The sequence below is a fragment of the Serratia sp. DFXYC6 genome (assembly GCF_057196085.1).
Genome location: NZ_JBXUNV010000001.1, coordinates 1,422,198 through 1,447,861, shown reverse-complemented (window position 1 = coordinate 1,447,861; position 25,664 = coordinate 1,422,198). Strand labels below are relative to the sequence as shown.

22 protein-coding genes and 1 riboswitch are annotated in these 25,664 nt (G+C 61.3%); of the genes, 8 read left to right on the top strand and 14 right to left on the bottom strand.

Translation table 11 applies throughout. The features are described from left to right. Window positions 1-28: 28 nt before the first annotated feature. The 7 genes from dsdA to AC2CGQ_RS07035 form a co-directional block, all read right to left on the bottom strand. The gene (gene dsdA, locus AC2CGQ_RS07065; RefSeq protein ID WP_261438143.1) at window positions 29-1,366 is read right to left on the bottom strand and encodes a D-serine ammonia-lyase; all 1,338 of its coding nucleotides are present in this window, start codon (window positions 1,364-1,366) and stop codon (window positions 29-31) included. Between the two features lie 108 nt (window positions 1,367-1,474). Continuing rightward, window positions 1,475-2,164 (bottom strand): VIT1/CCC1 transporter family protein, encoded by a 690-nt coding sequence (locus AC2CGQ_RS07060; RefSeq protein WP_015377931.1) that lies wholly within the window; start codon window positions 2,162-2,164, stop codon window positions 1,475-1,477. A 26-nt stretch (window positions 2,165-2,190) separates the two neighbouring features. Then, complete coding sequence (locus tag AC2CGQ_RS07055) at window positions 2,191-2,664, bottom strand: VOC family protein (RefSeq protein WP_015377932.1); 474 nt, start codon at window positions 2,662-2,664, stop codon at window positions 2,191-2,193. A gap of 11 nt (window positions 2,665-2,675) precedes the next feature. Further along, window positions 2,676-3,026 (bottom strand): DUF1428 domain-containing protein, encoded by a 351-nt coding sequence (locus AC2CGQ_RS07050; RefSeq protein ID WP_004938082.1) that lies wholly within the window; start codon window positions 3,024-3,026, stop codon window positions 2,676-2,678. A 104-nt stretch (window positions 3,027-3,130) separates the two neighbouring features. Continuing rightward, the gene (locus AC2CGQ_RS07045; protein WP_166445132.1) at window positions 3,131-4,573 is read right to left on the bottom strand and encodes a GGDEF domain-containing protein; all 1,443 of its coding nucleotides are present in this window, start codon (window positions 4,571-4,573) and stop codon (window positions 3,131-3,133) included. A gap of 320 nt (window positions 4,574-4,893) precedes the next feature. Next, a complete protein-coding gene (locus tag AC2CGQ_RS07040) occupies window positions 4,894-5,355 on the bottom strand; it encodes a GNAT family N-acetyltransferase (protein WP_041922341.1) in 462 nt (153 codons plus the stop codon). A gap of 55 nt (window positions 5,356-5,410) precedes the next feature. Beyond that, window positions 5,411-6,226, bottom strand: coding sequence for an alpha/beta fold hydrolase (locus tag AC2CGQ_RS07035; RefSeq protein WP_166445133.1), 816 nt, complete (start codon window positions 6,224-6,226; stop codon window positions 5,411-5,413). Between the two features lie 114 nt (window positions 6,227-6,340). Here AC2CGQ_RS07035 and AC2CGQ_RS07030 point away from each other — a divergent pair, with 114 nt between their 5' ends. Next, the gene (locus AC2CGQ_RS07030; protein ID WP_004938091.1) at window positions 6,341-6,523 is read left to right on the top strand and encodes a hypothetical protein; all 183 of its coding nucleotides are present in this window, start codon (window positions 6,341-6,343) and stop codon (window positions 6,521-6,523) included. 48 nt (window positions 6,524-6,571) lie between these two features. Here the strand turns inward: AC2CGQ_RS07030 and AC2CGQ_RS07025 are convergent, their stop codons facing one another. Next, complete coding sequence (locus AC2CGQ_RS07025; protein ID WP_015377936.1) at window positions 6,572-9,001, bottom strand: DUF3772 domain-containing protein; 2,430 nt, start codon at window positions 8,999-9,001, stop codon at window positions 6,572-6,574. A 449-nt stretch (window positions 9,002-9,450) separates the two neighbouring features. Between AC2CGQ_RS07025 and AC2CGQ_RS07020 the strand changes: the two genes are divergently transcribed. Beyond that, on the top strand, window positions 9,451-11,181 hold the full coding sequence (locus AC2CGQ_RS07020) for an ABC-F family ATP-binding cassette domain-containing protein (protein ID WP_166445134.1): 1,731 nt from the start codon (window positions 9,451-9,453) through the stop codon (window positions 11,179-11,181). Between the two features lie 334 nt (window positions 11,182-11,515). Further along, window positions 11,516-12,364 carry an inositol monophosphatase family protein gene (locus AC2CGQ_RS07015; RefSeq protein ID WP_076741221.1) on the top strand — a complete coding sequence of 283 codons (849 nt, stop codon included), beginning with the start codon at window positions 11,516-11,518 and terminating at the stop codon, window positions 12,362-12,364. On the opposite strand, the gene AC2CGQ_RS07010 is transcribed toward AC2CGQ_RS07015, so the two are convergent. The 5 genes from AC2CGQ_RS07010 to AC2CGQ_RS06990 form a co-directional block, all read right to left on the bottom strand. Next, window positions 12,307-13,683 carry a cation diffusion facilitator family transporter gene (locus AC2CGQ_RS07010; RefSeq protein WP_088381611.1) on the bottom strand — a complete coding sequence of 459 codons (1,377 nt, stop codon included), beginning with the start codon at window positions 13,681-13,683 and terminating at the stop codon, window positions 12,307-12,309. The two genes, AC2CGQ_RS07015 and AC2CGQ_RS07010, sit on opposite strands and share 58 nt — an antisense overlap. A gap of 26 nt (window positions 13,684-13,709) precedes the next feature. Next, a complete protein-coding gene (locus AC2CGQ_RS07005) occupies window positions 13,710-13,889 on the bottom strand; it encodes a hypothetical protein (RefSeq protein WP_004938106.1) in 180 nt (59 codons plus the stop codon). A gap of 107 nt (window positions 13,890-13,996) precedes the next feature. Further along, window positions 13,997-14,089: a protein MgtS gene (gene mgtS, locus AC2CGQ_RS07000; protein WP_004938109.1), complete on the bottom strand. Its 93-nt coding sequence runs from the start codon at window positions 14,087-14,089 to the stop codon at window positions 13,997-13,999. Window positions 14,090-14,218: 129 nt separating this feature from the next. Then, window positions 14,219-15,241, bottom strand: coding sequence for a magnesium transporter (locus AC2CGQ_RS06995; RefSeq protein WP_004938111.1), 1,023 nt, complete (start codon window positions 15,239-15,241; stop codon window positions 14,219-14,221). A 75-nt stretch (window positions 15,242-15,316) separates the two neighbouring features. Next, window positions 15,317-15,490: riboswitch (M-box (ykoK) riboswitch) on the bottom strand. 142 nt (window positions 15,491-15,632) lie between these two features. Then, complete coding sequence (locus tag AC2CGQ_RS06990; protein WP_075684430.1) at window positions 15,633-17,252, bottom strand: ABC transporter substrate-binding protein; 1,620 nt, start codon at window positions 17,250-17,252, stop codon at window positions 15,633-15,635. A gap of 412 nt (window positions 17,253-17,664) precedes the next feature. Between AC2CGQ_RS06990 and AC2CGQ_RS06985 the strand changes: the two genes are divergently transcribed. Genes AC2CGQ_RS06985 through AC2CGQ_RS06975 form a run of 3 tightly spaced genes read left to right on the top strand, consistent with a single transcriptional unit; the run spans window position 17,665 to window position 21,332 of the window. Next, the gene (locus AC2CGQ_RS06985) at window positions 17,665-18,681 is read left to right on the top strand and encodes an iron ABC transporter substrate-binding protein (RefSeq protein WP_004938115.1); all 1,017 of its coding nucleotides are present in this window, start codon (window positions 17,665-17,667) and stop codon (window positions 18,679-18,681) included. Between the two features lie 33 nt (window positions 18,682-18,714). Beyond that, window positions 18,715-20,298, top strand: coding sequence for an ABC transporter permease (locus tag AC2CGQ_RS06980; protein WP_031299659.1), 1,584 nt, complete (start codon window positions 18,715-18,717; stop codon window positions 20,296-20,298). Beyond that, entirely contained in the window at window positions 20,295-21,332 is a 1,038-nt protein-coding gene (locus tag AC2CGQ_RS06975; protein WP_021503743.1) for an ABC transporter ATP-binding protein, read from the top strand. Before AC2CGQ_RS06980 ends, AC2CGQ_RS06975 begins: the two co-directional genes overlap by 4 nt. Window positions 21,333-21,364: 32 nt before the next feature. Here the strand turns inward: AC2CGQ_RS06975 and AC2CGQ_RS06970 are convergent, their stop codons facing one another. After that, on the bottom strand, window positions 21,365-22,861 hold the full coding sequence (locus AC2CGQ_RS06970) for an alpha/beta hydrolase (RefSeq protein WP_484593532.1): 1,497 nt from the start codon (window positions 22,859-22,861) through the stop codon (window positions 21,365-21,367). A 221-nt stretch (window positions 22,862-23,082) separates the two neighbouring features. On the opposite strand from AC2CGQ_RS06970, the gene AC2CGQ_RS06965 reads away from it, so the two are divergent. Together AC2CGQ_RS06965 and fusA are read left to right on the top strand one after the other, a co-directional pair. Beyond that, window positions 23,083-23,331 carry a glycine zipper domain-containing protein gene (locus AC2CGQ_RS06965; RefSeq protein ID WP_004938127.1) on the top strand — a complete coding sequence of 83 codons (249 nt, stop codon included), beginning with the start codon at window positions 23,083-23,085 and terminating at the stop codon, window positions 23,329-23,331. A 226-nt stretch (window positions 23,332-23,557) separates the two neighbouring features. Further along, a complete protein-coding gene (gene fusA / locus AC2CGQ_RS06960) occupies window positions 23,558-25,663 on the top strand; it encodes an elongation factor G (RefSeq protein ID WP_015377944.1) in 2,106 nt (701 codons plus the stop codon). Window position 25,664 lies beyond the last annotated feature (1 nt).

The following is a 25,664-nucleotide window of genomic DNA, read 5'->3' as shown; positions in this document are numbered from 1 at the left end:
TTCGCCCCTTTTTACTTTATATTGCGCCTTACTCAGCCGTCTGCCCGGCGGCGAGGTACTTCGCCATTTCCGCTGGCGGCACCATGCCGCCGCCGGTCGCCCACACCAGATGCGTCGCCTGCGCCAGGCTTTCCGCGCTCACCCCTTGCCCGCTAAGCTGTTGCGCATTGGCCTCCATGCGCCACGGCCCGGCCATGCCCGCCAGGGCGGAGGGTTCCAGCTGGATATGCTCGTGCCTGTCCAACAACCCGAGCAACGCGAACATCTCTTCGTCGCTCAGCGTGTAAAATGCGCTTAGCAGGCGCTCCATCGCCCGGCCGACAAAACCCGAGGCGCGCCCCACCGCCAGCCCGTCCGCCGCCGTGCGGTTGTCGATGCCGAGATCTTGCACCGCAATGCCGTCATGCAACCCGCTGTAGACGCCGAGCAGCATGCAGGGGGAATGGGTCGGTTCGGCGAAAATGCAGTGAACGTGATTGCCGAACGCCAGCTTGAGGCCAAAGGCCACACCGCCCGGCCCACCGCCGACGCCGCACGGCAGATACACGAACAGCGGATGCTGCGCGTCCACCACAATGCCCTGTTCGGCAAACTGCCGCTTCAGGCGGCCGCCCGCCACCGCGTAGCCGAGGAACAGGGTTTGCGAGTTTTCATCGTCGATAAAGAAGCAATTCGGATCGTTCGCCGCCTGTTGGCGCCCTTGCTCGACCGCCACGCCGTAATCTTCGGCGTATTCCACCACCGTCACGCCATTGTCGCGCAGCTTCTGTTTTTTCCACTCTCGCGCATCCGCCGACATGTGCACGCTGACATCAAATCCCAGGCGGGCGCTGATGATACCGATGGATAATCCCAGATTGCCCGTCGATCCGACGGCGATGCGGTACTGGCGGAAGAACTGACGAAACGCATCGGAACACAGCCGGGCGTAGTCGTCGCCGATCTGGAGCAGCCCCGCCTCCAGCGCCAGTTTCTCCGCGTGCGTCAGCACCTCATAGATGCCGCCGCGCGCTTTGATTGAACCGGAAATCGGCAGATGGCTGTCCTTTTTCAATAGCAGACGCCCACCCAACGCCTGCCCATAGCGCCGATCCAACACCTGCTGCATGGCAGGGATCGCCACCAGCTCGGACTCGATGATCCCCTTTGTCGGCTGGGTTTCCGGGAAGGCCGCGGCGAGATAAGGCGCGAAACGCGCCAGGCGCTGCTCGGCTTCGGCCACGTCGGCGGCGGTCAGCCCGACATGGGGCAAGCCGGCGGCCAGCGTGGTCGCACGCGGATTGAACCAGGTGATCGGCTCGAGGGCGACCATTCGTTGCAGCAGCGGATGCTGCGCAACCCACGGTTGGATCTGTGATTTTTGCATAAGAGTCCCTGACTGATTTGGCGTTGCCGTCACCATGCCGTGAACGCCGGCGGCTGACAAATGATAAATTCTGAGTTTGAGGTGCAATAGATTGATGCAAACGCGGCGTTAGCCTGCCGTCACGCCAAACAGCATGCCCACGCCTGAGGAGACCGCCATCGCCAGCGCGCTCCAGATCAGGATACGCGCCACGCCCGGCAAGATCGGCGCCCCGCCGGTTTTCGCGGCGATGCCGCCGAGAACGCCGAGAGAAATCAGCGCCGACGCCACCAGCGCCGCTCGCGTCCAGTCGAGCGGTGCCCACAGCGCCACCAGCAGCGGCAGCAGCGCGCCGAGGGAGAAACTGAGGGCCGACGCCAACGCGGCCTGCAGCGGCCGGGCGCGGGTGACGGAGGAAATGCCCAGCTCGTCGCGCGCGTGCGCCTCCAGCGCATCATGCGCCATGAGCTTTTCCGCCACCTGCCGAGCCAGCGCCGGATCCAGCCCGCGATGCACGTAGATTGACGTCAGTTCGCGAAACTCCCCCGGATAGTCTTCGAGCAACTCCGCCTGCTCTTCCGCCAGCGCGGCCTTTTCGGTATCCGCCTGCGACGAGACCGACACATACTCACCGGTGGCCATCGACATCGCCCCGGCCACCCACCCGGCGACGCCGGCGATCATCAGCGCGGAATGCGCGGCGCTGGCCGCCGCCACGCCCAGCAGCAGGCTGGCCGTCGAAACGATGCCGTCGTTGGCGCCGAGCACCGCCGCCCGCAGCCAGCCGATGCGTTCAATACTGTGCCGCTCTCGATGCATCCTTTCTCTCCTTCGTTCTCTTACCGCTAGCCCCGCGCCGCCGCTTCCAACCCGGCGATGTCGATTTTGCCCATCAGCAGCATCGCTTCCGTGACCCGCCGCACACGAGCGGCGTCGGGATCGTTCATCAACTCCGTCAGGCGCCGCGGCACAATTTGCCAGCACAGCCCCCAGCGATCGCGCAGCCAGCCGCACTGCTCCGCCTCGCCGCCCTCGCTCAACGCATCCCACAGCCGGTCGACTTCCGCCTGATCGTCACATTCCACCATCACGGAGAAACTGTGGTTGAACGGATCCAGCGGCCCGGCTTCGATCGCCGCGTAGCGCTGGTCCCCCAGCGTGAAAGAAGCCAGTTTCACGCTGCCGGCCGGGCCGCTCGGCGTATCCGCCGGCAGGTCGGAAAACCAGTTCACGGACGAACCGGGGATCAGCGCGACATAGCAATTCAGCGCCGCTTCCATGTCCTTTTCAAACCACAGATGTTGCGTAATTCTGGCCATTTGCGCCTCCTTTACGCATCGAGGATCGGCGCGAACCCGCCAAAGATCATGCGTTTGCCGTCAAACGGCATCTCACCGAGCGCCTTCATGCGCGGATCGTTCATCATTTTCTCGTTGGCGGCGTCGCGCACCGCTTTGGAGGGGTACTCTATCCAGCTGAACACCACCACTTCACCTTCTTGCGCCTTCACCGCGCCGCGAAAGTCGGTGAGCTTGCCGTCGGGCACGTCATCGCCCCAACACTCCACGATGCGCGTGGCGCCAAACTCTTTGAACAGCGGCGCCGCTGCGGCCGCCAACCGGTGATAAGCCTCCTTGTTGGCGGCCGGTACCGCCACCACAAAACCGTCTACGTATTTCATCCTGGTATCCTCTTGTCTGATTAAGGACAGTCGGTTCAGCGCGGGCGACGTTGCCTGCGCCCCCTACCAGTTTAGACGGCGGGCGCGCAACCCGGATCGGAAGTTCAGCGCTCAGGATCGTTCGGTGGGTCAGAGTCCGGCGTGGCGACCCGGTTACGGCCGGCGTTTTTCGCTTTGTATACCGCCAGATCCGCCAGTTTGAGCAAGTCGGCCAGGCTGTGGCCGGAACCGCCCGGGCAGGTCACCATGCCGATGCTGACGGTGATCTGCAGCGGATGGCCGGCCGGCATGGTGATCGATTCCGCCTCAATGCGTTGCCGCAGCCGTTCAGCCAGCTGCAACCCTTGCTGTGGCTGGCCGAGCGTCGAGACGATAGCGAACTCTTCGCCGCCCATGCGGCCGAACAGATCATCGACGCGCAAATCGGCGGCGATCGCACGGGTAAAGGCCATCAGCGCCTGATCGCCGCCGGCGTGGCCGAAACGATCATTGATCGATTTGAAGTAATCAATATCAAGCATCATGACGCATACCAACTCGCCCTTTTGGTCAATCATCCGCTCGCCGCGCTGCATAAACGCATTGCGCGTCAGCACGTGGGTCAGCGCATCGTGGTTCGCCACATGCTCCAGCGTGCGCAGCAGCGCGCTGCGCGCATAGTTCATGCTGGCCACGGCGATGGGCCCCAGCGCCAGCAGCGCGATGCCCAAACGCATCGATACCGCGTTTTGCAACACCTGCATGTCGAGCGTCGTGCTAAGCAACCCGAAATCGATCGCCAGATGGCACCACAGCACATAAATCAGCACCGCAATCATGGTGCAGAACAGCGAAAAGGACATCGCCAGCCACAGCAGCACCGGCATGGGAAAGATCACCGCCCCGGGGCCGCCGATCAGCACGCTGCAGATCGCCGCCAACGCCAGCAGCGCCAATACCGCCAGTTTTCGTCCCGCGCGCGGCCATTGGCTGCGCTGCGTCACTATGCTGCGGGCCGCGCGCAAGCGATGTCGCCAATCGGCGGGAAACGCCAGAATAAACGGCATCAGCGTGACGTAGTTGGTGAACTCGGATGAGAACCACAGTGCCAGCGAGGTCAAATAGGGCCTGCCGAACAGCCACTGCGAGGCCGCCGCGCCCACCAAACCGGTCGCGGCGGCGGCGGCCAGGCAGATGCCGAACAGGTACATGCTGGAGGCGCCACGCTGCAGCATACGCGCCGGCGGCGACAGCCGCATGAACAGCAGATACCCCAACACCACGCCGGTCAGATTGGCGGCGTTCAGCAACAGCGCCTTTTGCAGCGAACTGCCGGTCAGCAGGTCCGCCGCCAGATAACCCAGCACCGCCATGCCCCAGCCGGCGCGCGTGGCCCACTGCGGGCGGCGCACCAGAACCGCCAGCAGTACGGCGTTTACCGGCCAGAATATCGCCAAAAATCCGACGGGGCGGCTCACGATGCCCAACAGGCAAACCGCGAACACCAACAGAAAGACGGTGAGTGCGGGCCAAATTTTCCGGGCATCGGACAACGAGGTGGTTTGCATCTTGGATCCAGAGACTTCTGCTGCGTAAGGTGACAATCTGTTCGTGTCACAACCGTCGACGATGAGGAGAAGATAAGCGGCCGACTCGCCTATTATTGCCAGTTTTGCCGGCCCGGACATCTGTTTATTCATCTAGGAAAAATATATTTGTGTATCAATATATTGACGACACCCGCATACCTGGCACAGAAACGGCTAAAGCGGACGCTTCACTTTGAACATTTCACGCCCCAGTTGGCCTGTTACCGGTAAAAACCGCCGTCTTTTTCCTCAAAAGCAAAATAAGATTGGGCTATGTGGGGTTGTTTTTTCATCCCGCGTCAAAACGCCTTGCGATACATCACAAAACCGGGACGCTCCGCCACCTTGTCGTACAGCCGCATGGCGATCTGGTTGGTTTCGTGGGTATTCCAATACACACGCGGCAACCCCAACTGCTGCGCACGCTCGTAAACCGCCGCGATCAGCGCCCTCGCCACCCCTTTGCCGCGCACCGCCTCTGCGGTGAACAGATCCTGCAGATAGCAGTTGGGCTGCAGCTGAATGGTGCTGCGGTGCAGAAGATAGTGCGTTAATCCAACGACCTGCCCCTGATGCTCGGCGACCAGCGCGTACATCGGTTCGTAGGCGTCGAAAAAACGCCGCCAGGTGGTCTGTGTCACCTCATCCGGCAGCGCCGTTGCCCCCTCCCGGCCGTAAAAGGCGTTATACCCTTGCCACAGTGCCAGCCAGGCGGCGTAATCCCGTTGTTCCAACGATCTGACCACGATGCTTTCGCTCATGATGTCCTCTTCGATGATGCCAAAATGCCCCGCCTCCAGCATAGAACAACGAGCGTCAACGCGCAGGCGGCGGCATCACACCGGCGAGAAAATCCAGCAACGCGCGGTTGAACAGCGCGGGCCGCTGCAGCGGCGCGAAGTGGCTGACGCCCGGCAGCGTCGTCAAACGGGCGCCAGGAATGCTGCGGCTCAGGTAGGCGGCATGTTCGGCGCGGATAAATTCATCGTGTTCGCTGTGAACGATCGTCACCGGCACGCGAATGGCCGCCAATTCCCGTGCGCGGTAGTCCGGCTGGCTGCTCATCATCAGGCTTACGGCGGAGACGAAGGGAGCGAAATCCTCCGGCGTCGGTGACAAGGCGGCATAGTCCTGCGCATGGCGCGCAAAACAGCGCTCGACGAGCGGACTGGACGGCGGCGGTTTAACCCCGCTGGCATCCATATTGCGGCCGAAGAAAAAGACGCCGTCCACCCGCTCGGGCGCCCGATGGGCGGCGATGAGCGCGACGCAAGCGCCGTCGCTCCAGCCCGCCAGCGCGGCGTGGGGGATTTGCAGCGCCGCCATCACCGCCAACAGATCATCGGCCATCCGATCGTAACGATACGGCCGGGCGTCGCGCGTGCTGCGTCCGTGCCCGCGGCTATCGATGAGCAACACCCCGTAGCCGGCGGCCAGCAGCGCCGGCAGTTGATACCCCCAGTTGCCGCTGTGGCCCAGGCCGCCGTGCAACAGGATCAGCGTCGGATCAGCGCCATAGGCCGCATACCAGATGTGCGCGCCGTCGTGTTCGACAAAGCCCTGCCTGGAACCGGGCGGCAACGGCGGCGCGCCCTGCGCGGCAAAGCGGGTCAAATCGTCGTCGGTTTGCATCTTTCTCCCCTCATTCGCCGAGGTTGAGCATCAATACGGCATCCAGGGAGTATAGTTCGCAGCGGCAAGCGGTGCCGTTCGCTTTCCCGGCATATACTTAAAGGAGGAATCGCAATGGAGGACGGTGAGATGAAGAAGATAATTCTCGTGTTTTTGACGTTGATGCTGAGCGGTTGTATCGGCGGAGGCGGCGGCCCATCGAATGCGCCTTCGGCATCGCCAAATGAACCTTACACCTGCACCAAATCCAGCGCCAACAGCGACTGCTCGCAATCGGTGGAACCATCGATGTACTAGCCGCGCTCGGCGGGCCGTCGCTTAACGGCCCGCCGCCTCAAACCGGCACTAGGAGGAGTGCTCCTCTTCATTGGCCTGATATCGCGTCGCCTGCTGCTTCATAAATACCACTTCTTGCGGGCTGGACAGGCTCACTTCCTGCGCGCGCAGCAGCTTGAGGATATTGAACAGCAGTTCGCTCTTGGTGGCGCCGACCATGCGCGGGCTCGGCACATAGCCGGTCACGCTCAGGATAATGCCGTCCGGCCCCAGTTGGCTGAAGCGCACGTAAGGCGCCGGCGTGTCCAGAATGGTTTCGTACTCGTTATAGGCGCTGAGCAAGATATTGCGCACCTGCTCCGGATCGATCGAGGTCGGGAACGTCAACGCGATGGTCACCACGCCTTGCGCGTTGCCCATGGTGGCGTTGCGCACGTTCTGCGAGATCAGCTGCGAGTTCGGTACGATCATGGTGGAACGGTCGCTGAGCTGGATTTCGGTAGCGCGCACGTTGATGCGCCGCACGTCGCCTTCCACGCCGCCGATGCCGATCATATCCCCGACCTTCACCGGGCGTTCGGTCAGCAGGATCAGGCCGGAAATAAAGTTCTTCACAATCTCCTGCAAACCGAAACCGATACCGACCGACAGGGCGCTGACGATCCACGCCAGGTTGCTCCACTGGATGCCCAGCGCCGCCAGGGTGATCAGAATCACCAGCACATAGCCGATATTGCTGAACAGCGTCACCAGCGAGGCGCGAATGCCGACGTCCGAAATGGTCTTCGGCAGCAGCTCAGAGCCAAGCCAGCGCCGTACCGCACGCAGGATGTAGATGCCGATCGCCAGGCAGATCACGGCGTTGAGCAGGTTGCCGGGCACGATGTTGAAACGCTGCAAGCCTTCGCCGGTCAGGATCGAGACGATTTTCTCCATCAGCGAGCCCGGCGTGGTGCTGCCGAACGAGCCGTTGAACAACGCGACGATCATCAACAGCAACAGTGAACATTTGGCCAGCGCGGTGGTGATGATCGCCACCTGCTCCAGATGGCGATCCTTGAAGCTGAGCGTTTTCTTCAGCATCTTGCCGCTGACGGTCTGCGGCGAAAACAGCGCGGCGCACAGGTCGGTGGCGAACAGTACCATGAAGTAGAACGCCATCAGCACCAGCACCACCCAGATCAGCTGGTAGGTCAGGAAGCGGGCGAAGGCGATGTAGCCGATAAGCAGGGAAAGCAGGATCACCACCGAACACACCAGGGTGACGATGTGCACCAGCCCGCCGACCAGCGTGCGTTTTTCCAGGTGCGCGCCCTGCTGCTCCAGACGGCGACGAATGCGCTGGCCGCGCAGCGGCGCCGCCAGCAGCACCATGCCGATCAGCCCCGCCACCAGGCCGTTGCCGAAGATGGTGGTGGCCAATGAGGCGCTGACGACGTTGTTGATCAGCTCCACAGTACCGAACGCCAGCGCCAGACCGGCCAGCAGCGGCGAGAAGTAACGCAGCCCGGCGGCCACTTCATTGTCCAGCGAAGCCAAACGCCAGGACGGGCGATTCAGCGACAGCGCCGCACGCCCCAGCCCGGCGATCAGCGCGCAGAAAATCCCCAGACGGTTAAAGCCTTCGGCAAAGTCTTCCAGCATGACCGGCAGCGGCTGCACGCGGATAAAGACGTAATACAGCAGGTTCAGCGCGATCGAGGTGGTGATCACCGTCACCGCCACGGTGATGATGGCCATAAAGCTGCGGCGCAGGCGCCCGTCCGGCAGGAAGCGAATGCTGACCCAGGCGAGGAAACGCTCGGACAAATAGCGCCCCCAGGACCAGACGATCACCGCCAGCGCCAGCAACGCCAGCGTGCCGTACCGCCATTCGTCCTGCCAACTGGCGTCCCAGGCCGCTTTCATCTCGGCGTTGAACTGGTCCAGCCGCTGCACGTCATCCGCTGACGGCTGCACGACCGGCGTCCAGAATTTGACGCCCAAAATGCTGCCGGTGTTCAGCGCCAGCTGGGTTTTGAACGCCACCCGGCGCAGATCGCTGATCTGCTGGCCCAGATCGAAGGCGCTGGTCTTGATGGCCTGCGCGCGTTTTACCGCATCGTCCAACTGCTTCTTGCTGCTGTTCAGCGCATTGCGCTGCTGGGCGACGGCCGGGGTTTCCGGCAGCGCGCCGGCCGCCGGGGCCGGCCCCAGCACGTCCAGCTGCGCCTGCAGTTTTTCCTGCACCGGCTGCAGATCGGCGGACAATTTATCCATGCTGGCGACCAGATCGTCCGTCGCCAACCGCAGCTTGCTGAGCTGGGTGTCGGTCGTCGCTTTGGAAACCAGCTGCTTCATGCTGTCCAACTGCTTTTGCGCGGCTTTCAGCTGCGTAGCGGGATCGGGCGCGCTTTCGGCGGCGGGATCATCCTGGGTGGCGGCGACGGCGGCGAACGGCGTCAGTTGCATACCCAACAGCAATAATAACAACAGCAGGAACGGGCGAGGCTTTAACATAAATTCAGTGCTCAGCATCATTATCTGATAGACAGACGAACAGGCGGCGGATGAACCGTCGCTTAACCATAAACGCTAATTATAATAGCTGCTTAATGTCGGCCGAAATACAGTAATTATTCCCATTGTGTGCCACGCGCCCGCGCTCGCCTTAGCTTGCTGATAATTCAGGCGCTTTTACACTGGCGATACGGCATGAAGCGCTCTATAATCCAGCCACCGATTAACCTGCAACCAATAAAAGGAGACTTACTATGCTGACGTGTGAATTGGTTTTTCACTCACACTTCTTTGGTAATCGTCGCCGCTCAAGCATTACCGGTATCGCGCTGCGATAACCCAGCTTGAGCGAAGCTTACTAAATCCAGGATCTTCCCTCCGGCTTACCGGGTTGTCGTCAGCAATGTTTGACGATAGGCATTGTCATGCCTGTAACTCTTGAGTAAGCAATGAGCACATTACTGTCTGCACAATCTGTCGGTTACGACAACGCGTTCGGCGTCCTGCTGAGCGAGATTTCCTTCAGCCTGAAAAAAGGCGACCGCATCGGTTTGATCGGCGATAACGGCTGCGGCAAAAGCACCCTGCTGCAAATTCTCAGCGGCGACCTGCCTGCGCACACCGGAACGGTGACATTGTCACATCAATGTCTGATGGCGCGCATCGAGCAGCACCTGCCGCCGGAACTGCACACCAGCACCCTGCTGGATGCGGTTCTGGCGCGGCTGCCTGCGGGCCAACACCTCAGCGAACGCTGGCGCTGCGAAGCGCTACTGGCCGAGCTGGGGTTTGAACCGGCGAGCTGGATGCTGACCGCCGGCACCCTCAGCGGCGGCCAGCATACGCGGCTGCTGTTGGCGCGCGCGCTGATCCGCCAGCCCGATCTGCTGCTGCTCGACGAACCCAGCAACCACCTGGATCTGCCCACGCTGCTGTGGCTGGAACAGTTCTTGCGTAACTGGACCGGCAGCTTCGTGCTGGTGTCGCACGATCGCTACCTGCTCGACCAGGTAACCAACTGCACCTGGATCCTGCGCGACAAAACGCTGCAGTTCTTCCGTTTGCCCTGCTCTGCGGCGCGCACCGCGCTGGCGGAACAGGACGCCGCAGACGAACAGCGGCGACAGGCCGAGCAAAAGGAAATCGACCGGGTGGAAAAAAGCGCCAAGCGCCTGGCGACCTGGGGCAAGGTCTACGACAACGAAGATCTGGCGCGCAAGGCCAAGCAAATGGAGAAGCGCGTCGATCGGTTGAAGGAAGAACAGACCACCCTGACCGCCGGCAGCCCGTGGCGGCTGCGGCTGCAGGGAGAAGCGCTGGACGCCGATCGCCTGCTTGCGCTGCCGCACTGGGCGGTGTGCCCGGCGCCGGATGCGCCGGTGCTGTTCAGCCTGGAACATCTGCGCGTGAAAAGCGGCGATCGCATCGCCATCGTCGGGCGCAACGGCTGCGGAAAATCGTCGCTGTTGCGCCTGCTGTGGCGCGAGTATCAGCAACAAACGCAGCGCCCGGCGCTGTTCCATCCGCGCGTGCGCATCGGCTATTACGATCAGAGCCTGCAACAGCTGCGCGATGAAGACACGTTGAGCGAAGCGCTGGCGCAATTTGCGCCGCTGACCGAGGAACAGCGGAAAATGGCGCTGATCGGCGCCGGGTTCCCTTACCTGCGCCACCATCAGCAGATCCGTTCGCTGAGCGGCGGCGAGCGTTCACGGTTGTTGTTCGTCGGCCTGACGCTGGCCAACCATTCGCTGCTGTTGCTGGACGAGCCCACCAACCACCTGGATATGGCCGGCAAAGAGGAGCTGGCGGAAACGCTGCGCCAATTCCCCGGCGCCGTCATGCTGGTCACCCACGATCGGATGCTGATCGAACAGAGCTGCAACCGCTTTTGGCTGATAGACCAGCAAAAACTGGAGGAGTGGCACGATCTCGCGCCGGTGTACCAGCGCCTGGCGGGTGAAACGCCGGCGCTGCCGACGGCGCACGAGGCCAACGCAGACGCCCCGACGCCAAACCCGCTGTTGGAAGGCGAAGAGGCGTTGCTGACCGCCCTGTTTGCCCTCGAAAGCAAACTGGAGGCCGACCTGGCGCGTAAACCGAAGCATCAAAAACCGGAGCTTCAGGCGCGTTGGCGCCGCGAGATTGCCGACCTCACCGCCCGGTTGCATCTGGGCTAATCCCACAGGCCGCCCGGCGGCCTGTCAGGCTATTGACAAAGAGGGGAAAAAGCGTGGTTTTTCCCCTCTTTGTGGTGATCGGCCGAAAATCAATAAATTGATTTTCCTTGTTTTTTATTCGGTGATCTCTGCCAACCCGGCAAGGGTATAAGGTTTGTCATCAATCTCACAGGCCGCCCGGCGGCCTGTTTTTTCCTCTTTGCAAAAACCGCGTGCCGCCGACGGTTTGAGACGCGACACGCTGCGCTTTTCTTATCCGCAGCGCTGAGCGACACATTACTTTCATCATTCTCTGGCAGGCTACTGCCATTCTTTTTTCGTTATCAGGCACTCCATGACATCACTCTCTCCACGGGACATCGAGGCGCGCTACCGCTTCGCGCGTGAAATCGCCCGCGCCGCCGCCGATCTCGCCTTCAGCTTTTATCAACGCCGGCAGAGTCTGGCCGTCGAGTTTAAACAGGGCCTGCAGGACGTGGTCAGCGAAGCCGATCGCCGCGTCGAGGCGCTGATCCGCCGTATGATCAACCGTCGGTTTCCCCTGGATGGGTTTCTCGGCGAAGAGAGCGGCGGCAGCAGCGGCGATAACGCCACCTGCGTTTGGGTGGTCGATCCGATTGACGGCACCGCCTGCTTCCTGAACGGGCTGCATACCTGGTGTATCGCGATAGGCGTGGTGATCGACGGCGTGCCAACGATCGGCGTGGTCTACGATCCCAACCACCGCGAGATGTTCCGCGCCTGCCGTGGCCAAGGCGCTTTCCTCAACGGGGAACCGATCGGCGTGCATGCCGGGCGCAGCGTCGCGGATGGCGTGATGGGCGTCGGGATATCACCGCGCGCCTCGGCGGCGGAATTCAGCGGTTTTCTCTGTCGCCTGCTGCAGGCGGGCGGCATGTTCGTGCGCAGCGGCTCCGGCGCGTTGATGACCGCCCAGGTGGCCGCCGGGCGCCTGCTAGGCTATTACGAACCGCATATGAACGCCTGGGACAGCCTGCCTGGGCTGGTGCTGACGCGCGAAGCCGGCGGCGTGGCGAATGACTTTATGCACCACAACGGGCTGCGACGCGGCAACCCGCTGCTGCTGGCCAACGCGGCGCTCTATCCGCAATTGGCCGAGCTGATTCAAACGCCGGGCTTGATCGGCTCGACGTGCCCTATCGCGCGTGAGATGGCCGGATAAAGCGCGCGCAGCCGCCGCTCGACCCGATCGACCGCATCGTGCGCGGCGGCGATGGTTACCGCCGGCGACACCCGGCAGTGGAAGTTGACGATGATGCCGCCGTCGGTTCTGCGCGCCCGGATGTTATGGACGTCTTGCACCTTATCCCCCTGCTCCAGCGCCGACTGCAAAATCAGCCGGATATCGGCCAGCTCGGCGGCGGAAACATCCTCGCTGGCCAGCCAGTGCGGCGTCTGCGGCTCCAGATGGGTCTCTATCTCGGTGTCCTCGCCGATCGCCTGACGCAGGATCCCTTCTATCTCCGTGGCGATATCATGCGCCTGCGCCACGCTGGCGTTGGCCGGCACCGCCAAATCCATGCCGATCGCCATGTGCGTCGGCAACTGCTGCAAGGTGACATTCTGCACCTGCGCGCCGTGATTGGCGGCGATCGCCCGAATGCGCGTCGCCATGTCTTCGTCGCTGCGGGTCTGCGGCACCGCGATGACGGTAAACTCCGCCTTGGCATGCTGCTCCCGCAGTCGTTCGACGATTTCTCGCTTGAGCGCATCGATGCGCTCCAGCGGCAAGGTGCGGCACACCGCCACCGTGATCTCGACAAACAGTACGGCGCCGGCGTTGCGAATGCGCACGCTGTCGCAGGCCAGCACCGCCGGGAAGCTGTCCAGCGTGGCGCGAATCGCCTCGGTGGCTCCGGCCGGCGCGGCATCCATCAGCGAGTCGAAGGAGCGTTTACCCAGTTTGATTGCCGCGACAAAGATAAAACCGGCGACGATCAGCGCGGCGATGGCGTCCGCACGGCCAAAGCCCAGCAGCACAAACACCATGCCCAGCAGCACCACGCCGGACGAAAGCATGTCGGAGAAGAAATGCAGCGCATCCGCCTCCAGCGCCGCGCTGTCGGTCGCCTTGGCGACGCGGTTGAGCGCCCGCACGCGGAAAAAATCGACGCAGATGGAAATCAGCAGCACCGCGATCACCACCGGCGCCGCGACGATCTCATGCGGCTGCCCAAGCAGGCTACTGCCCGCCTCGTAGACGATCCAACCGGCGGCGCCGAGCAACAGCAACACCTCGAACAGCGCCGCCAGGTTTTCCACCTTGCCGTGGCCGAAGTGGTGATCGTCATCGGCGGGTTTATCGCTGATGCGCACCGCCAGCCAGGTGATGCTGGTGGCGATAAAATCGGTGAAAGAGTGGATCCCTTCGGATATCAGGCCAATACTGCCGGTAAAAATGCCGGCGACGAATTTGCCCGTGGCCAGCAACCCGCTGGCGATCATCGAGTTTCTGGCCACGGCCTGTTTTTCATTTTGCATGATGCTGCTCACATTCGGACGGTGATTTATTTTTTTACTTTAGAGGATAATTGCCAGACAAAGGCGATCAGCAGCATACTGCCAGAGAAAGTCAGCATGAGGCTAGTAAGAAAATTGGATTTTCCGGTGGAATAAAAATAAATCTCATTCACCCCCACCGAAATCATTAAAATGGCGTAGAGCAATCCCAGAATAAGAATCGTCATTATTATCAACTCCCGTTTTAGGCTGCGCGTTCAGCGCGCCGCTAAATCCTCCCCATAATAAATAGCGATCACGGGGAGGATGCATCTAGGCGGATCTTTAGCGTTCATTAATCATCCCATTTGGTGCTCATATAGGCCGCCAACAGGCCCAGCGAGCTGATCATTGCCAGGAATCCCATAAAAATAGTCATGTTTCCCATTATTTTGTCCTCAGGTTAAATGTTATCGATAAAATCCCCTTGCGTTAAATATCGGGGTTGGTCGGCGTCCATGGTTTTTAACGTCCTCCTCAGGTTTGTCACATTTCCGCCCTTTACGGGCGGAGCGGTTTAAATACCCAAGACGTGTTGGGCGATTTTGAAATAAATAATCAGGCCGGTGCCATCGATAAAGGTGGCGATAAACGGCGCCGACACCACGGCAGGATCGATGCCGAGACGTTTCAGCAGCATCGGGATGATCGACGAAACAATGGCGCTCCACACGGTGATCGCCACCAGCGACAGGCTGACCACCAGCGTCACCTCCATGCCGACGCCCATGATCCAGGCGCGCACCCAGGCCGCCAGACCGATGGTGACGGCGATCAGCAGCGAGGTCGTGACCTCCTTGCGGATCACCGCGCCCAGGTTGCGCAGGCTGACCTCGCCCAGCGCCATGGCGCGCACCAGCGTCGAGGTGATCTGGGTGCCGCTGTTGCCGCCGGTGCCGATCAGCAACGGGATGAAGAACGCCAGCGCAATCGCCGCTTCGAGCTGATCTTCAAACGCTTTCAGCACGTTGCCGGTGTAGGCTTCAGCGACGAACAACATCAGCAGCCACACCGAGCGTTTACGCCACAGCGCCCACGGGCTGGTCTCCAGATAAGGCTTGTCCAGCGGCAGGCTCGCGCCCTGGCGTTGTGCATCCTCGGTGTTTTCATCCTCGACCAGCCGGGCGATCTCACGCTCGCCCAGTACGCCGACCAGCGTGTTATTGGCCACCACCGGCACCACGTCCAGCCCCCCTTTGCCCAGCAGATGCGCCACGTCGTTGCGGTCATCGTCGGGCGAAACCTGGAAATAGCTGTAATCCATCATTACGCCGACGGCTTTATCCTGTTCTTCGCACTGCAACAGTTTTTTCACCGACAGTGTGCCGCGCAGATGATAATCGTCCGCGGTAATAAATACCCGGCTGGGAATTTCGTCCGTTTTGAGCTGTGAAAGTAAATATTCCCGGGCATGATTGACCGTCATCGTTGCGGGAACGGTAATAAAATCGGCGTTCATATAACCGGCGACCGAAGTCTCGTCGAGAGTTTCAGTCGCGTTCAGCGCCGGAGAAGAATAGTGTTGATGTGACTTGATCATTTTGTCAGTCCCTATTTCTGTTGTGAACTTCAACAGCGAATCGCATAGGGGCGTAACCACAGAGGGAGTGCAGACTGCCTATCTCCGCGTCCAGGTTTTAGCACTATACAACGTATCCGAGTTGTTGCTCGGAAGTTACTTTGGGCTGAACCTTAATCCGATAAAGCCTGTCTTAACCTTGGGCATCTCTCGATGTCGTCAGATCAGTAACCTGTGTTTGTATAGGAGCCTCGCCAAACGAGATACTGCATATAAACTACCGGCGCAGTATAGGCGTTGTTTTATCCGGCGGAAAGAAAAGATTGCCCGTCGTTTATGGAGTATTTAGGATAATGTTAATTAAACGGCCATTTATAAAAACGGCTGATATAAATCAGCCGTTTTTTATTTTTCAGTGTTCGAGAATGTAGACGTTTTTATCGTATAAGGCGCCCTGACGAGTAAAGTCGATCCCCTTCACGTAAGGTTTGATGAGCGTGGCGTTGGCTTCGTAGTACACCGGCGCGACCGGCGTATCGACGGCCAGCACCGCCTCGGCCTGCTGGAAATACTGCTGCACCTGCTGCGGTGTCGGCGCCGCCGTCGCCTGATGCAGAATGCGATCGTACTCCGGATTGCGGTATTTGGGGCTGTTCTCGCTGCTGTCGGAACGGAACACGTTCAGGAAAGTAGACGGATCGTTGTAATCCGCCAGCCAGCGGGTAAAGGCCACGCCGTACTGCCCGCGGTTGATATTGTCCAGCGTGACTTTGCGCTCCTGGCTTTGCAAGGTGGCCTCTGCGCCGAGGTTCTTTTTCCACATGGCGGCGGCGGCGATGACGATCTTCTTAATGGTGGCGTCATTGCTGTACAGCACGGTAAAGCGCAGCGGATGCTCGGCGTTGAAACCGGCCTGCGCCAGCAGTTGCTTCGCCTGGGCGTGGCGTTGTTCCGGCGTCAAACCGGCCGCGGCGCCGGGCTGCAGGCTATAGCCGCCCGCCCCAGTTGGGGTAAAGGTCCAGGCCGGCTGCTGGCCGTATCCCAACACTTTGCCGGCGATAATCTCTTTGTCCAGCGCCAGGTTCAGCGCCTGGCGCACCCGCACGTCGTTAAACGGCGCCTGGCGGTTGTTGAAGGCGAAATAGCTGGTGGAGAGCAGCGGATAGGTCACCAGCTGTTGCTCGCCGAGCGTTTTTTTCAGCTGCTGATACAGCTCCGGCGGCGTGGTATACCCCAGCTCAACCTCACCGGCGCGAAAACGCGCCACTTCCGGGAAGCCCTGGATCGGCAAGAAGGTGACCTTGTTGAGCACGGTATTGGCGTTATCCCAATACTGCGGGTTACGTTCCACCACCACCTTTTCGTTCACCACCCACTGGCTGAGGCGGAACGCCCCGTTGCCGACAAAGTGCGCCGGCTGCGTCCAGTTTTTGCCGTACTGCTCCACCACCTTGCGGTTAACCGGCAAAACCGGGAAATGCACCAGTTGCTTGAGCAGATAGGAATTAGGCTCCGACAGCGTCACCTGCAGAGTGTGCGCGTCCGGCGCCTTGACGCCCAGCTCGCTCGGCGGTTTGCTGCCGGCGTTGATCGCCGCCGCATTCAGCACGTAGGCCGAAGCCAGATAGCTGCCGTACGGCGAGGCGGTTTTCGGATCGGTGAGGCGCCGCCAGCTGTAAACGAAATCGTCGGCGGTCACCGGATCGCCGTTCGACCATTTGGCCTGCGGCCGCAGATGGAAAGTCCAGACGTTGCCCTGATGCTCCCACGTCTGCGCCAGTGCCGGGATCACTTCACCGTCTTTTCCGACGCGCAGCAAGCCTTCGAACAGATCGTTGAAGATGTAGAACTCCACATTGCTTTCGGCCAGGTTTGGATCCAGCGTCGCCGGTTCATACCCGTTGGCGCGCACCAGTTCTTGCACCGCCGCCAGTTTAACGCCTGCCGGCACCTCAGCGGCTTGGGCAGCCGTAGCGTTAAAAGCCAGGAGGATTAAACCAGCCAGTTTCTTGCCATTAAATGAATATTTCACGTCGATATCCCTGATTAGTGTTTTATCGCGTTTAATATGCAATGAGGCAGTGGAATAAATTAAATCATTAATCGCTATGAGTCATAACCAAAAGCGGTGTTGAATTTCTTTCATTATCAAAGAAGTACTGGCGACAGAACGATGAAAAACACGAGGATAAACGCGGAGACCGGCATTGCCGTCAGGAACGCCGTGAACCGGCGGTGACATAAATTCAGGCAATCAATACAAGATTATTCCAGCCGAAGCTTAACTTATCCTTAGGGCAATTCATTTTGTGAGCGATCGTCAAAAATAATTTAATACGAATCGTTTTCACTATCATTATTGATGTTCTTGGCTAAAATCGGCCTGCTTGCGCTCGCCAGGCGATATTCGTTTTCTTCATTCGAACGCTAAAAAGGATAACTGCATGAAGCTGCGTATTTCATCTCTCGGCCCCGTCGCCCTGCTCGCCTCCTCGATGATGCTGGCCTTTGGCGCTCAGGCGGCCTCCGCCGACCAGGGCATCGTTATTTATAACGCCCAGCATGAAAATCTGGTGAAATCCTGGGTCGACGGATTTACCAAAGACACCGGCATCAAGGTGACGCTGCGCAACGGCGGCGACAGCGAACTGGGCAACCAACTGGTACAGGAAGGCAGCGCTTCACCTGCCGACGTGTTCCTGACGGAAAACTCCCCGGCGATGGTGTTGGTGGATAACGCCAAGCTGTTCGCCCCGCTGGACGCCGCCACGCTGGCGCAGGTGGAACCACAATATCGCCCAAGCCACGGCCGCTGGATCGGCATCGCCGCCCGCTCTACCGTGTTTGTTTATAACCCGGCCAAACTGAGCGACGCGCAGCTGCCGAAGTCACTGCTGGATCTGGCCAAGCCGGAATGGAAAGGCCGCTGGGCCGCTTCGCCGTCGGGCGCCGATTTCCAGGCGATCGTCAGCGCGCTGCTGGAGCTGAAAGGCGAGAAAGCCACGCTGGACTGGCTGAAAGCGATGAAAACCAACTTTACCGCCTATAAAGGCAACAGCACGGTGATGAAAGCGGTCAATGCCGGCCAGATCGACAGCGGCGTGATCTATCACTACTACCCGTTCGTGGACGGCGCGAAAACCGGCGAGAACAGCAACAACATCAAGCTGTATTACTTCAAACATCAGGATCCGGGCGCCTTCGTCAGCATCTCCGGCGGCGGCGTGCTGGCTTCCAGCAAGCATCAGCAGCAGGCGCAGGCGTTCATCAAGTGGATCACCGGCAAACAGGGCCAGGAGATCCTGCGCACCAACAACGCCTTCGAATACGCCGTCGGCGTCGGTGCGGCTTCCAACCCGAAACTGGTGCCGCTGAAAGATCTGGACGCGCCGAAGGTAGACGCCGCGCAGTTGAACAGTAAGAAAGTTGTCGAACTGATGACCGAGGCGGGCCTGCTGTAAGGCCCGCCGGCAAACCGAGAGTTTTTGATCGTTATGTCAAACCTGAGTACCCACGCCGCGCAGACCGCGCGGCGTTATTCTGTTGTCCCCCGTCACCCGCGGCCAGGGGCGATCGTGGTGGTCAGCGCCGTGTTGCTGTCGTTGCTGGCGCTGCTGCCGTTGGGATTCGTTATCGGCGTGGCGGTTGAAACCGGCTGGCAAACGGTCAAAGCACTGGTTTTCCGCCCGCGTGTGGCGGAGCTGCTGTTGAATACCCTGCTGTTGGTGGTGCTGACGCTGCCGATCTGCGCCGTGCTGGGCGTGGCCCTGGCCTGGTTGACCGAACGCACCACGCTGCCGGGCCGCCGTCTCTGGGCGGTATTGGCGACCGCGCCGCTGGCGGTGCCGGCCTTTGTGCAAAGCTATGCCTGGATCAGCCTGGTGCCGTCGATGCACGGCCTGGGCGCTGGCGTTTTCATCTCGGTGCTCGCTTACTTTCCGTTTATCTACCTGCCTGCCGCCGCCGTGCTGCGCCGCCTGGATCCCGGTATCGAGGACGTCGCCACCTCACTCGGCTCCCGGCCGCCGGCGGTGTTTTTCCGCGTGGTGCTGCCGCAGCTGAAACTGGCGGTCTGGGGCGGCTCGCTGCTGATCGCGTTGCACTTGCTGGCGGAGTATGGCCTGTACGCCATGATCCGTTTCGATACCTTCACCACCGCCATCTTCGATCAGTTCCAATCGACCTTCAACGGCCCGGCGGCCAACATGCTGGCCGGCGTGTTGGTGCTGTGCTGCCTGGGGCTGCTGTTGCTTGAGGCGATAAGCCGTGGCCGCGCACGCTATGCCCGCGTCGGTTCCGGCAGCGCCCGCAGCCAAACGCCGCGCCGCCTTTCGCCGCCGCTCGCCGCGCTGGCGCTGCTGCTGCCGATCGCGCTGACTGCGCTGGCGTTGGGCGTGCCTTTCATTACCCTGGCCCGCTGGCTGTGGCTGGGCGGCCTCGACGTATGGCGCAACGCCGATCTGTGGCCCGCGCTGTGGCAAACGCTGTCGCTGTCCGCCGCCGGCGCGCTGCTGATCACCCTGTGCGCCATTCCGATGGCCTGGCTGTCGGTACGCTATCCGGCCCGGCTGTATCGGGTGCTGGAAGGCTGCAACTACGTGACCAGCTCGCTGCCCGGCATCGTGGTGGCGCTGGCGCTGGTGACCATCACCATTCACAGCTTCCGGCCGATTTACCAGACCGAAATCACCCTGCTGCTGGCGTATCTGCTGATGTTTATGCCGCGGGCGCTGATCAATCTGCGCGCCGGTATCGCACAGGCGCCGGTGGAATTGGAAAACGTGGCGCGCAGCCTGGGCAAATCGCCGGCGCAGGCGTTGTGGAGCACCACGCTGCGGCTGGCGGCGCCGGGCGCCGCTGCGGGCGCGGCGCTGGTATTCCTGGCGATCGCCAATGAACTGACCGCCACGCTGCTGCTGGCGCCGAACGGCACCCGCACGCTGGCCACCGGCTTCTGGGCGCTGACCAGCGAGATAGACTACGTCGCCGCAGCGCCTTATGCGCTGATTATGGTGGCGCTGTCATTGCCGCTCACCTGGCTTCTTTATTCTCAATCTAAACGCACGGCGGGACTATGAGCACGCTCGAACTGCACGGTATCGGAAAATCTTACAACGCCATCAGAGTGCTGGAACACATTGACCTGCAGGTTACCGCCGGCAGCCGCACGGCGATCGTCGGCCCTTCCGGCTCCGGCAAAACCACTCTGCTGCGCATCATCGCCGGCTTTGAAATCCCCGACGGCGGCCAGATCCTGCTGCAGGGGCAAGCCATGGGCAACGGTGGCGGCTGGGTGCCTGCACACCTGCGCGGCATCGGCTTCGTTCCGCAGGATGGCGCGCTGTTCCCGCACTTTACCGTCGCCGGCAACATCGGTTTTGGCCTCAAGGGCAGCAAACGCGAGAAACAGCATCGCATCGAGGCGTTAATGGAGATGGTGGCGCTGGATCGCCGTCTGGCGGCCCTGTGGCCGCATGAACTGTCCGGCGGGCAGCAGCAGCGGGTCGCGCTGGCGCGTGCTCTGTCGCAGCAACCCCGGCTGATGCTGCTGGACGAGCCGTTCTCGGCGCTGGATACCGGCCTGCGCGCCGCCACCCGAAAAGCGGTGGCCGAACTGCTGACGGAGGCCAAAGTAGCGTCGATCCTGGTCACCCACGATCAGAGCGAGGCGCTGTCGTTCGCCGATCAGGTGGCGGTGATGCGCAATGGCCGGCTGGCGCAGGTGGGCGCGCCGCAGGATCTTTATCTGCGCCCGGTCGATGAACCGACCGCCAGCTTCCTTGGCGAAACGCTGGTGTTGACCGCTGAACTGGCGCACGGCTGGGCCGACTGCGCACTGGGGCGCATCGCCGTCGACGATCGCCAACGCAGCGGCCCGGCGCGCATCATGCTGCGCCCGGAGCAGATTCAAATCGGCTTGTCAGATCCGGCGCAGCGCGGCCAGGCGGTGATCACCGGCATTGATTTCGCCGGCTTCGTCTCTACGCTCAACCTGCGGATGGTCGCCGGCGGCGCGCAAATCGAGATCAAAACCGTCAGCCGCGAAGGCCTGCAGCCCGGTTCTCAGGTCACTCTCAACGTGATGGGCCAGGCGCATATTTTCGCCGGCTGACTCACTTAAGGCCGGGCTGCTCCCCGGCCTTCTCAGCGGCAAATCTTGTCACGGCGCGGCTTTTTCGGCGCCAGCAGATAATCCACCACGCTTTCGTCAACGCAGCTGTCGATGCCGTTCAGCGCCAGCGTATGCCCGTCGCGTTCGCGGGTGATCAGCGGGCTTTTAAAGGCCGAGGCCATCACCTGGGCATTGCGGTACGGCGTGGTTGGATCGTAGCGCTGGGCGACGAACAGCAGCGGCGGCAGCGCGGCGGACGCCACCGGGGTGTGCGGCCGATCTTTGCCGCGGTACGGCCACAGATCGCACATTTCCAGCGGGTATTCGTGCAGCGGCAGATAGTGGGCATACAAAGCGGCGGTATTGATCTCCTGCCGCTGCCGGCGCAACTGCTGCGGATCGGCCGTCGGGTTGGCGACGTCGGCGCAGGTGATGACGTTCAGGGCGTCATCGGCATCCGGCGAATAGCTTTCGTCGATCAGATCGGAAACCTGCTGCCCGGCGATGCCGGCATCGAGCTGGCGCAGCACGGTGGCCAGCTCATGCCAGCGCTCCGGCCACAATAACAGCGAACGCGTGACCGTCAGCACGTCGTCGGCGGAGATTTCATAGCCCGCTGCGGTGACGAACGGTTGATCGTGCAGCTTGCGCAGCAAGGCGTGATAGCGCTGCAGCGCCTGATTGGCGCCGCCGCCCAGCTGACAGCTGTCGGTTTTACCGCAGTAGGCGGCGAAGCGCAGGAAGCTTTGCTGGAACCCCCGTTCCTGGTTCAGCCGCTGGGTGAAATCGCCCTCAGCCAGATCCACCACCCCGTCGAGCACCAGCGCGCGCGTTTTCTTCGGAAAACGCTCGGCATACAGCGCCGCCACCTTGGTGCCGTAAGAGTACGCCACCGCCGTCAGCCCTGGCTCGCCCAGCGCGTGGCGGATCGCATTCAGATCGTTGACCGCTTCGTCGGTGCCGATATGTTGCAGCACGTCCGCGCCGGTCTGTTTGATGCAGGCGGCAATCAGGGCGCGCGTCTGGTTCTCCGCGCCGGCCACGTCGTTGTCGTCCGGTTCAGGGAGTTCGTCACCTTCGGCCAGCTGGCAGGAGATTTTCGGCGTCGATTGGCCGACGCCGCGCGGATCGTAACCGATGATGTCGTAGGATTTACGCAGCCTGGCGACGTGGGCGTCGTTGCCTAAATAGGGGTTGATGCCCGGCAGGCCCGGCCCGCCGCTGATCGTCACCACGCTGCCCTTTTTCGGCCCGGTGGCGGGCAGCAGGGTCAGCGCCAGGCGCACGGTCTGTTCGCCCGCCTGCACGGTATGAGCGGGCGGCGTGGCGTACGCCAGCGGCACCTCGAGATAGCCACAGCGCAGCCCCGGCGGCGGCGCCTCATCGAACCAACGCTGAAAGCCGCTGTTGAGACAAGATTGCCAACGAATGCCGTTTCCGGCCGCCGCCCCGTGGAGCGCAGGCTTAGCCTGAGCGGGCAACGCGGCGGCAGTCGCGGCGAGCAGCGCCAGAATACGCAGTACTGACATGGGGAGTCCTTTCAACTCAACGAATCGGTCAAAGGGTAACGGTACCCGGTTAAACCGCTAGCCAATAGAACACAAAAAGCCGCGCGGGTGAAGCCGTCACCGCGCGCCCGGCAAGACTTTTCTCTGCTCGGATTGCTCTTATAACGCACAGAATGCTGCAAAAAACGTCGTTTGCCTGCTAGGCTTAGGGTTCATTATCCCACAAGGAACAGGAGAGCAGCATGTTTGGAAAAGCGGAAGACAAAGCCAATGAAGCCGCAGGCGCGGTAGAAGAAGCGTTCGGCAAAGCCGTTGATTCGCCGGAGCATCAGGTGCGCGGCGCGGCGCGCAAATACGCCTCCCAGGCCAGCTATGCCGCCCGTGACGCCGCGGACAGCGTAAGAACGCAGGTGGAAGCCAACCCGCTGGCCGGCGTGGCCGTTGCGGCGGCGGTCGGCATCGTTTTCGGCTTCCTGCTGGGACGCAAATAAGCGGCGAACGCGCCGCTCGACAACAGGCCCGTTACGGGCCTTTTTTTCGCCTGTGTGCAAACTTTCATCTATCACAGCCATCGCTTAAAAAAACCAACGCCTTCAACTACGATTAGTTTGTGACCAGAGCGAGGCTCTGCGATCCGACGGATAACCCTATGAGGATTATCACCATTATCCATGCTGTTTAAGCCGCTCTCCTTCACGCGGCTAAGAAAGGTTGATTATGGCTCGCACCACCCCTATCGAACGTTACCGCAATATCGGCATCTCCGCGCATATCGATGCCGGCAAGACCACCACCACCGAGCGGATTCTGTTTTACACCGGGGTCAGCCACAAGCTGGGTGAAGTGCATGACGGCGCGGCGACCATGGACTGGATGGCGCAGGAACAGGAGCGCGGCATCACCATCACCTCGGCGGCCACCACCTGCTTCTGGAACGGCATGCAGCATAACTATCCGCAGCACCGCATCAATATCATCGATACCCCCGGGCACGTCGATTTCACCATTGAAGTGGAACGCTCGATGCGCGTGCTGGACGGCGCCGTGATGGTCTATGACTCGGTGGGCGGCGTGCAGCCGCAGTCGGAAACCGTCTGGCGCCAGGCCAACAAGTACAAGGTGCCGCGGCTGGCGTTCGTCAACAAGATGGACCGCATCGGCGCGGATTTTTTCCGCGTGCGCAAAATGATGATCGAGCGCCTGAAAGCCAACCCGGTGCCGATCGTTATCCCTATCGGCGCCGAAGATCACTTCAGCGGCGTGGTGGATCTGGTGCGGATGAAGGCCATTCTGTGGGACGAGGCCTCGCAGGGCATGAACTTCAGCTTCGAAGAGATCCCGGCAGAGCTGCGCGATTCGGCGCAGGAGTGGCGTGAAAACATGATTGAGGCCGCCGCCGAAGCCTCGGAAGAACTGATGGAGAAATACCTCAACCAGGTGCCCCTGAGCGAAGAGGAGATCGTCCACGGGCTGCGGGTGCGCACCGTCGCCGGTGAAATCCAGCCGATGCTGTGCGGCTCGGCGTTCCGCAACAAAGGGGTGCAGCGCATGCTGGACGCGGTGATCGAGCTGATGCCCTCGCCGCTCGATGTGCCGCCGATGGAAGGCCACGGCGAACACGATGAAATCATCACCCGCAAAGCCGATGACAACGAAAAGTTCTCGGCGCTGGCGTTCAAGCTGATGACCGATCCGTTCGTCGGCCAGCTGACCTTCGTGCGCGTCTACTCCGGGGTACTGGCCAAAGGCAGCAGCGTTTACAACCCGATCAAAGGCAAAAAGGAGCGCATCGGCCGGATCGTGCAAATGCATGCCAACGATCGTAAGGACATCGACGAGCTGCACGCCGGCGACATCGCCGCCTGCGTTGGCCTGAAGGATGTCACCACCGGCGATACGCTGTGCGATCCCGGCGCCATCATCACGCTGGAGCGCATGACCTTCCCCGAGCCGGTGATCGCCCAGGCGATCGAGCCGAAAACCAAGGGCGACCAGGAGAAAATGGGCATCGCGCTGCAGCGCCTCTCTTCGGAAGATCCGTCGTTCCGGGTGCGCACCGATGAAGAATCCGGCCAGACCATTATCTACGGCATGGGCGAGCTGCACCTGGAGATTATCGTCGATCGCATGCGCCGTGAATTCGGGGTGGAGACCACCACCGGCAAGCCGCAGGTGTCGTACCGCGAAACCATCCGCAAACGGGTGGCCGACGTGGAAGGCAAGTTCGTGCGCCAGTCCGGCGGTAAAGGGCAATACGGCCACGTGGTGCTGACCGTCGAGCCGAACGAACCCGGCAAAGGCTTCGAGTTCTTCGATGAAATCAAGGGCGGCGTCATTCCCGGCGAGTTTATCCCGGCGGTGAAAAAAGGCGTGCTCGAGGCGCTGAACAACGGCGTGCTGGCCGGTTATCAGGTAGTGGACGTCAAGGTGCACCTGACCTTCGGTTCTTACCATGACGTCGACTCGTCGGAACAGGCGTTTCGCATGGCGGCGATCTTCGGCTTCAAGGAAGCCTGTCGTCTGGCGGATCCGGTGATCCTGGAGCCCATCATGTCGGTGGAGGTAGAAACGCCGGAGGATTACGCCGGCAACGTGATGGGCGATCTCTCCTCACGCCGCGGTCTGGTGCAGGGCATGGAAGAGATCCCGGGCGGCGGCGGCAAGGAAATCCGCGCCAAGGTGCCGCTGTCCGAGATGTTCGGCTACTCGACCACCCTGCGTTCGATGTCGCAGGGCCGCGCCACCTACACCATGGAATTCAGCCACTACGCCGAAGCGCCGCGCAACGTGGCCGAAGAGATCATTCACCACAGCAAGCGTTAAC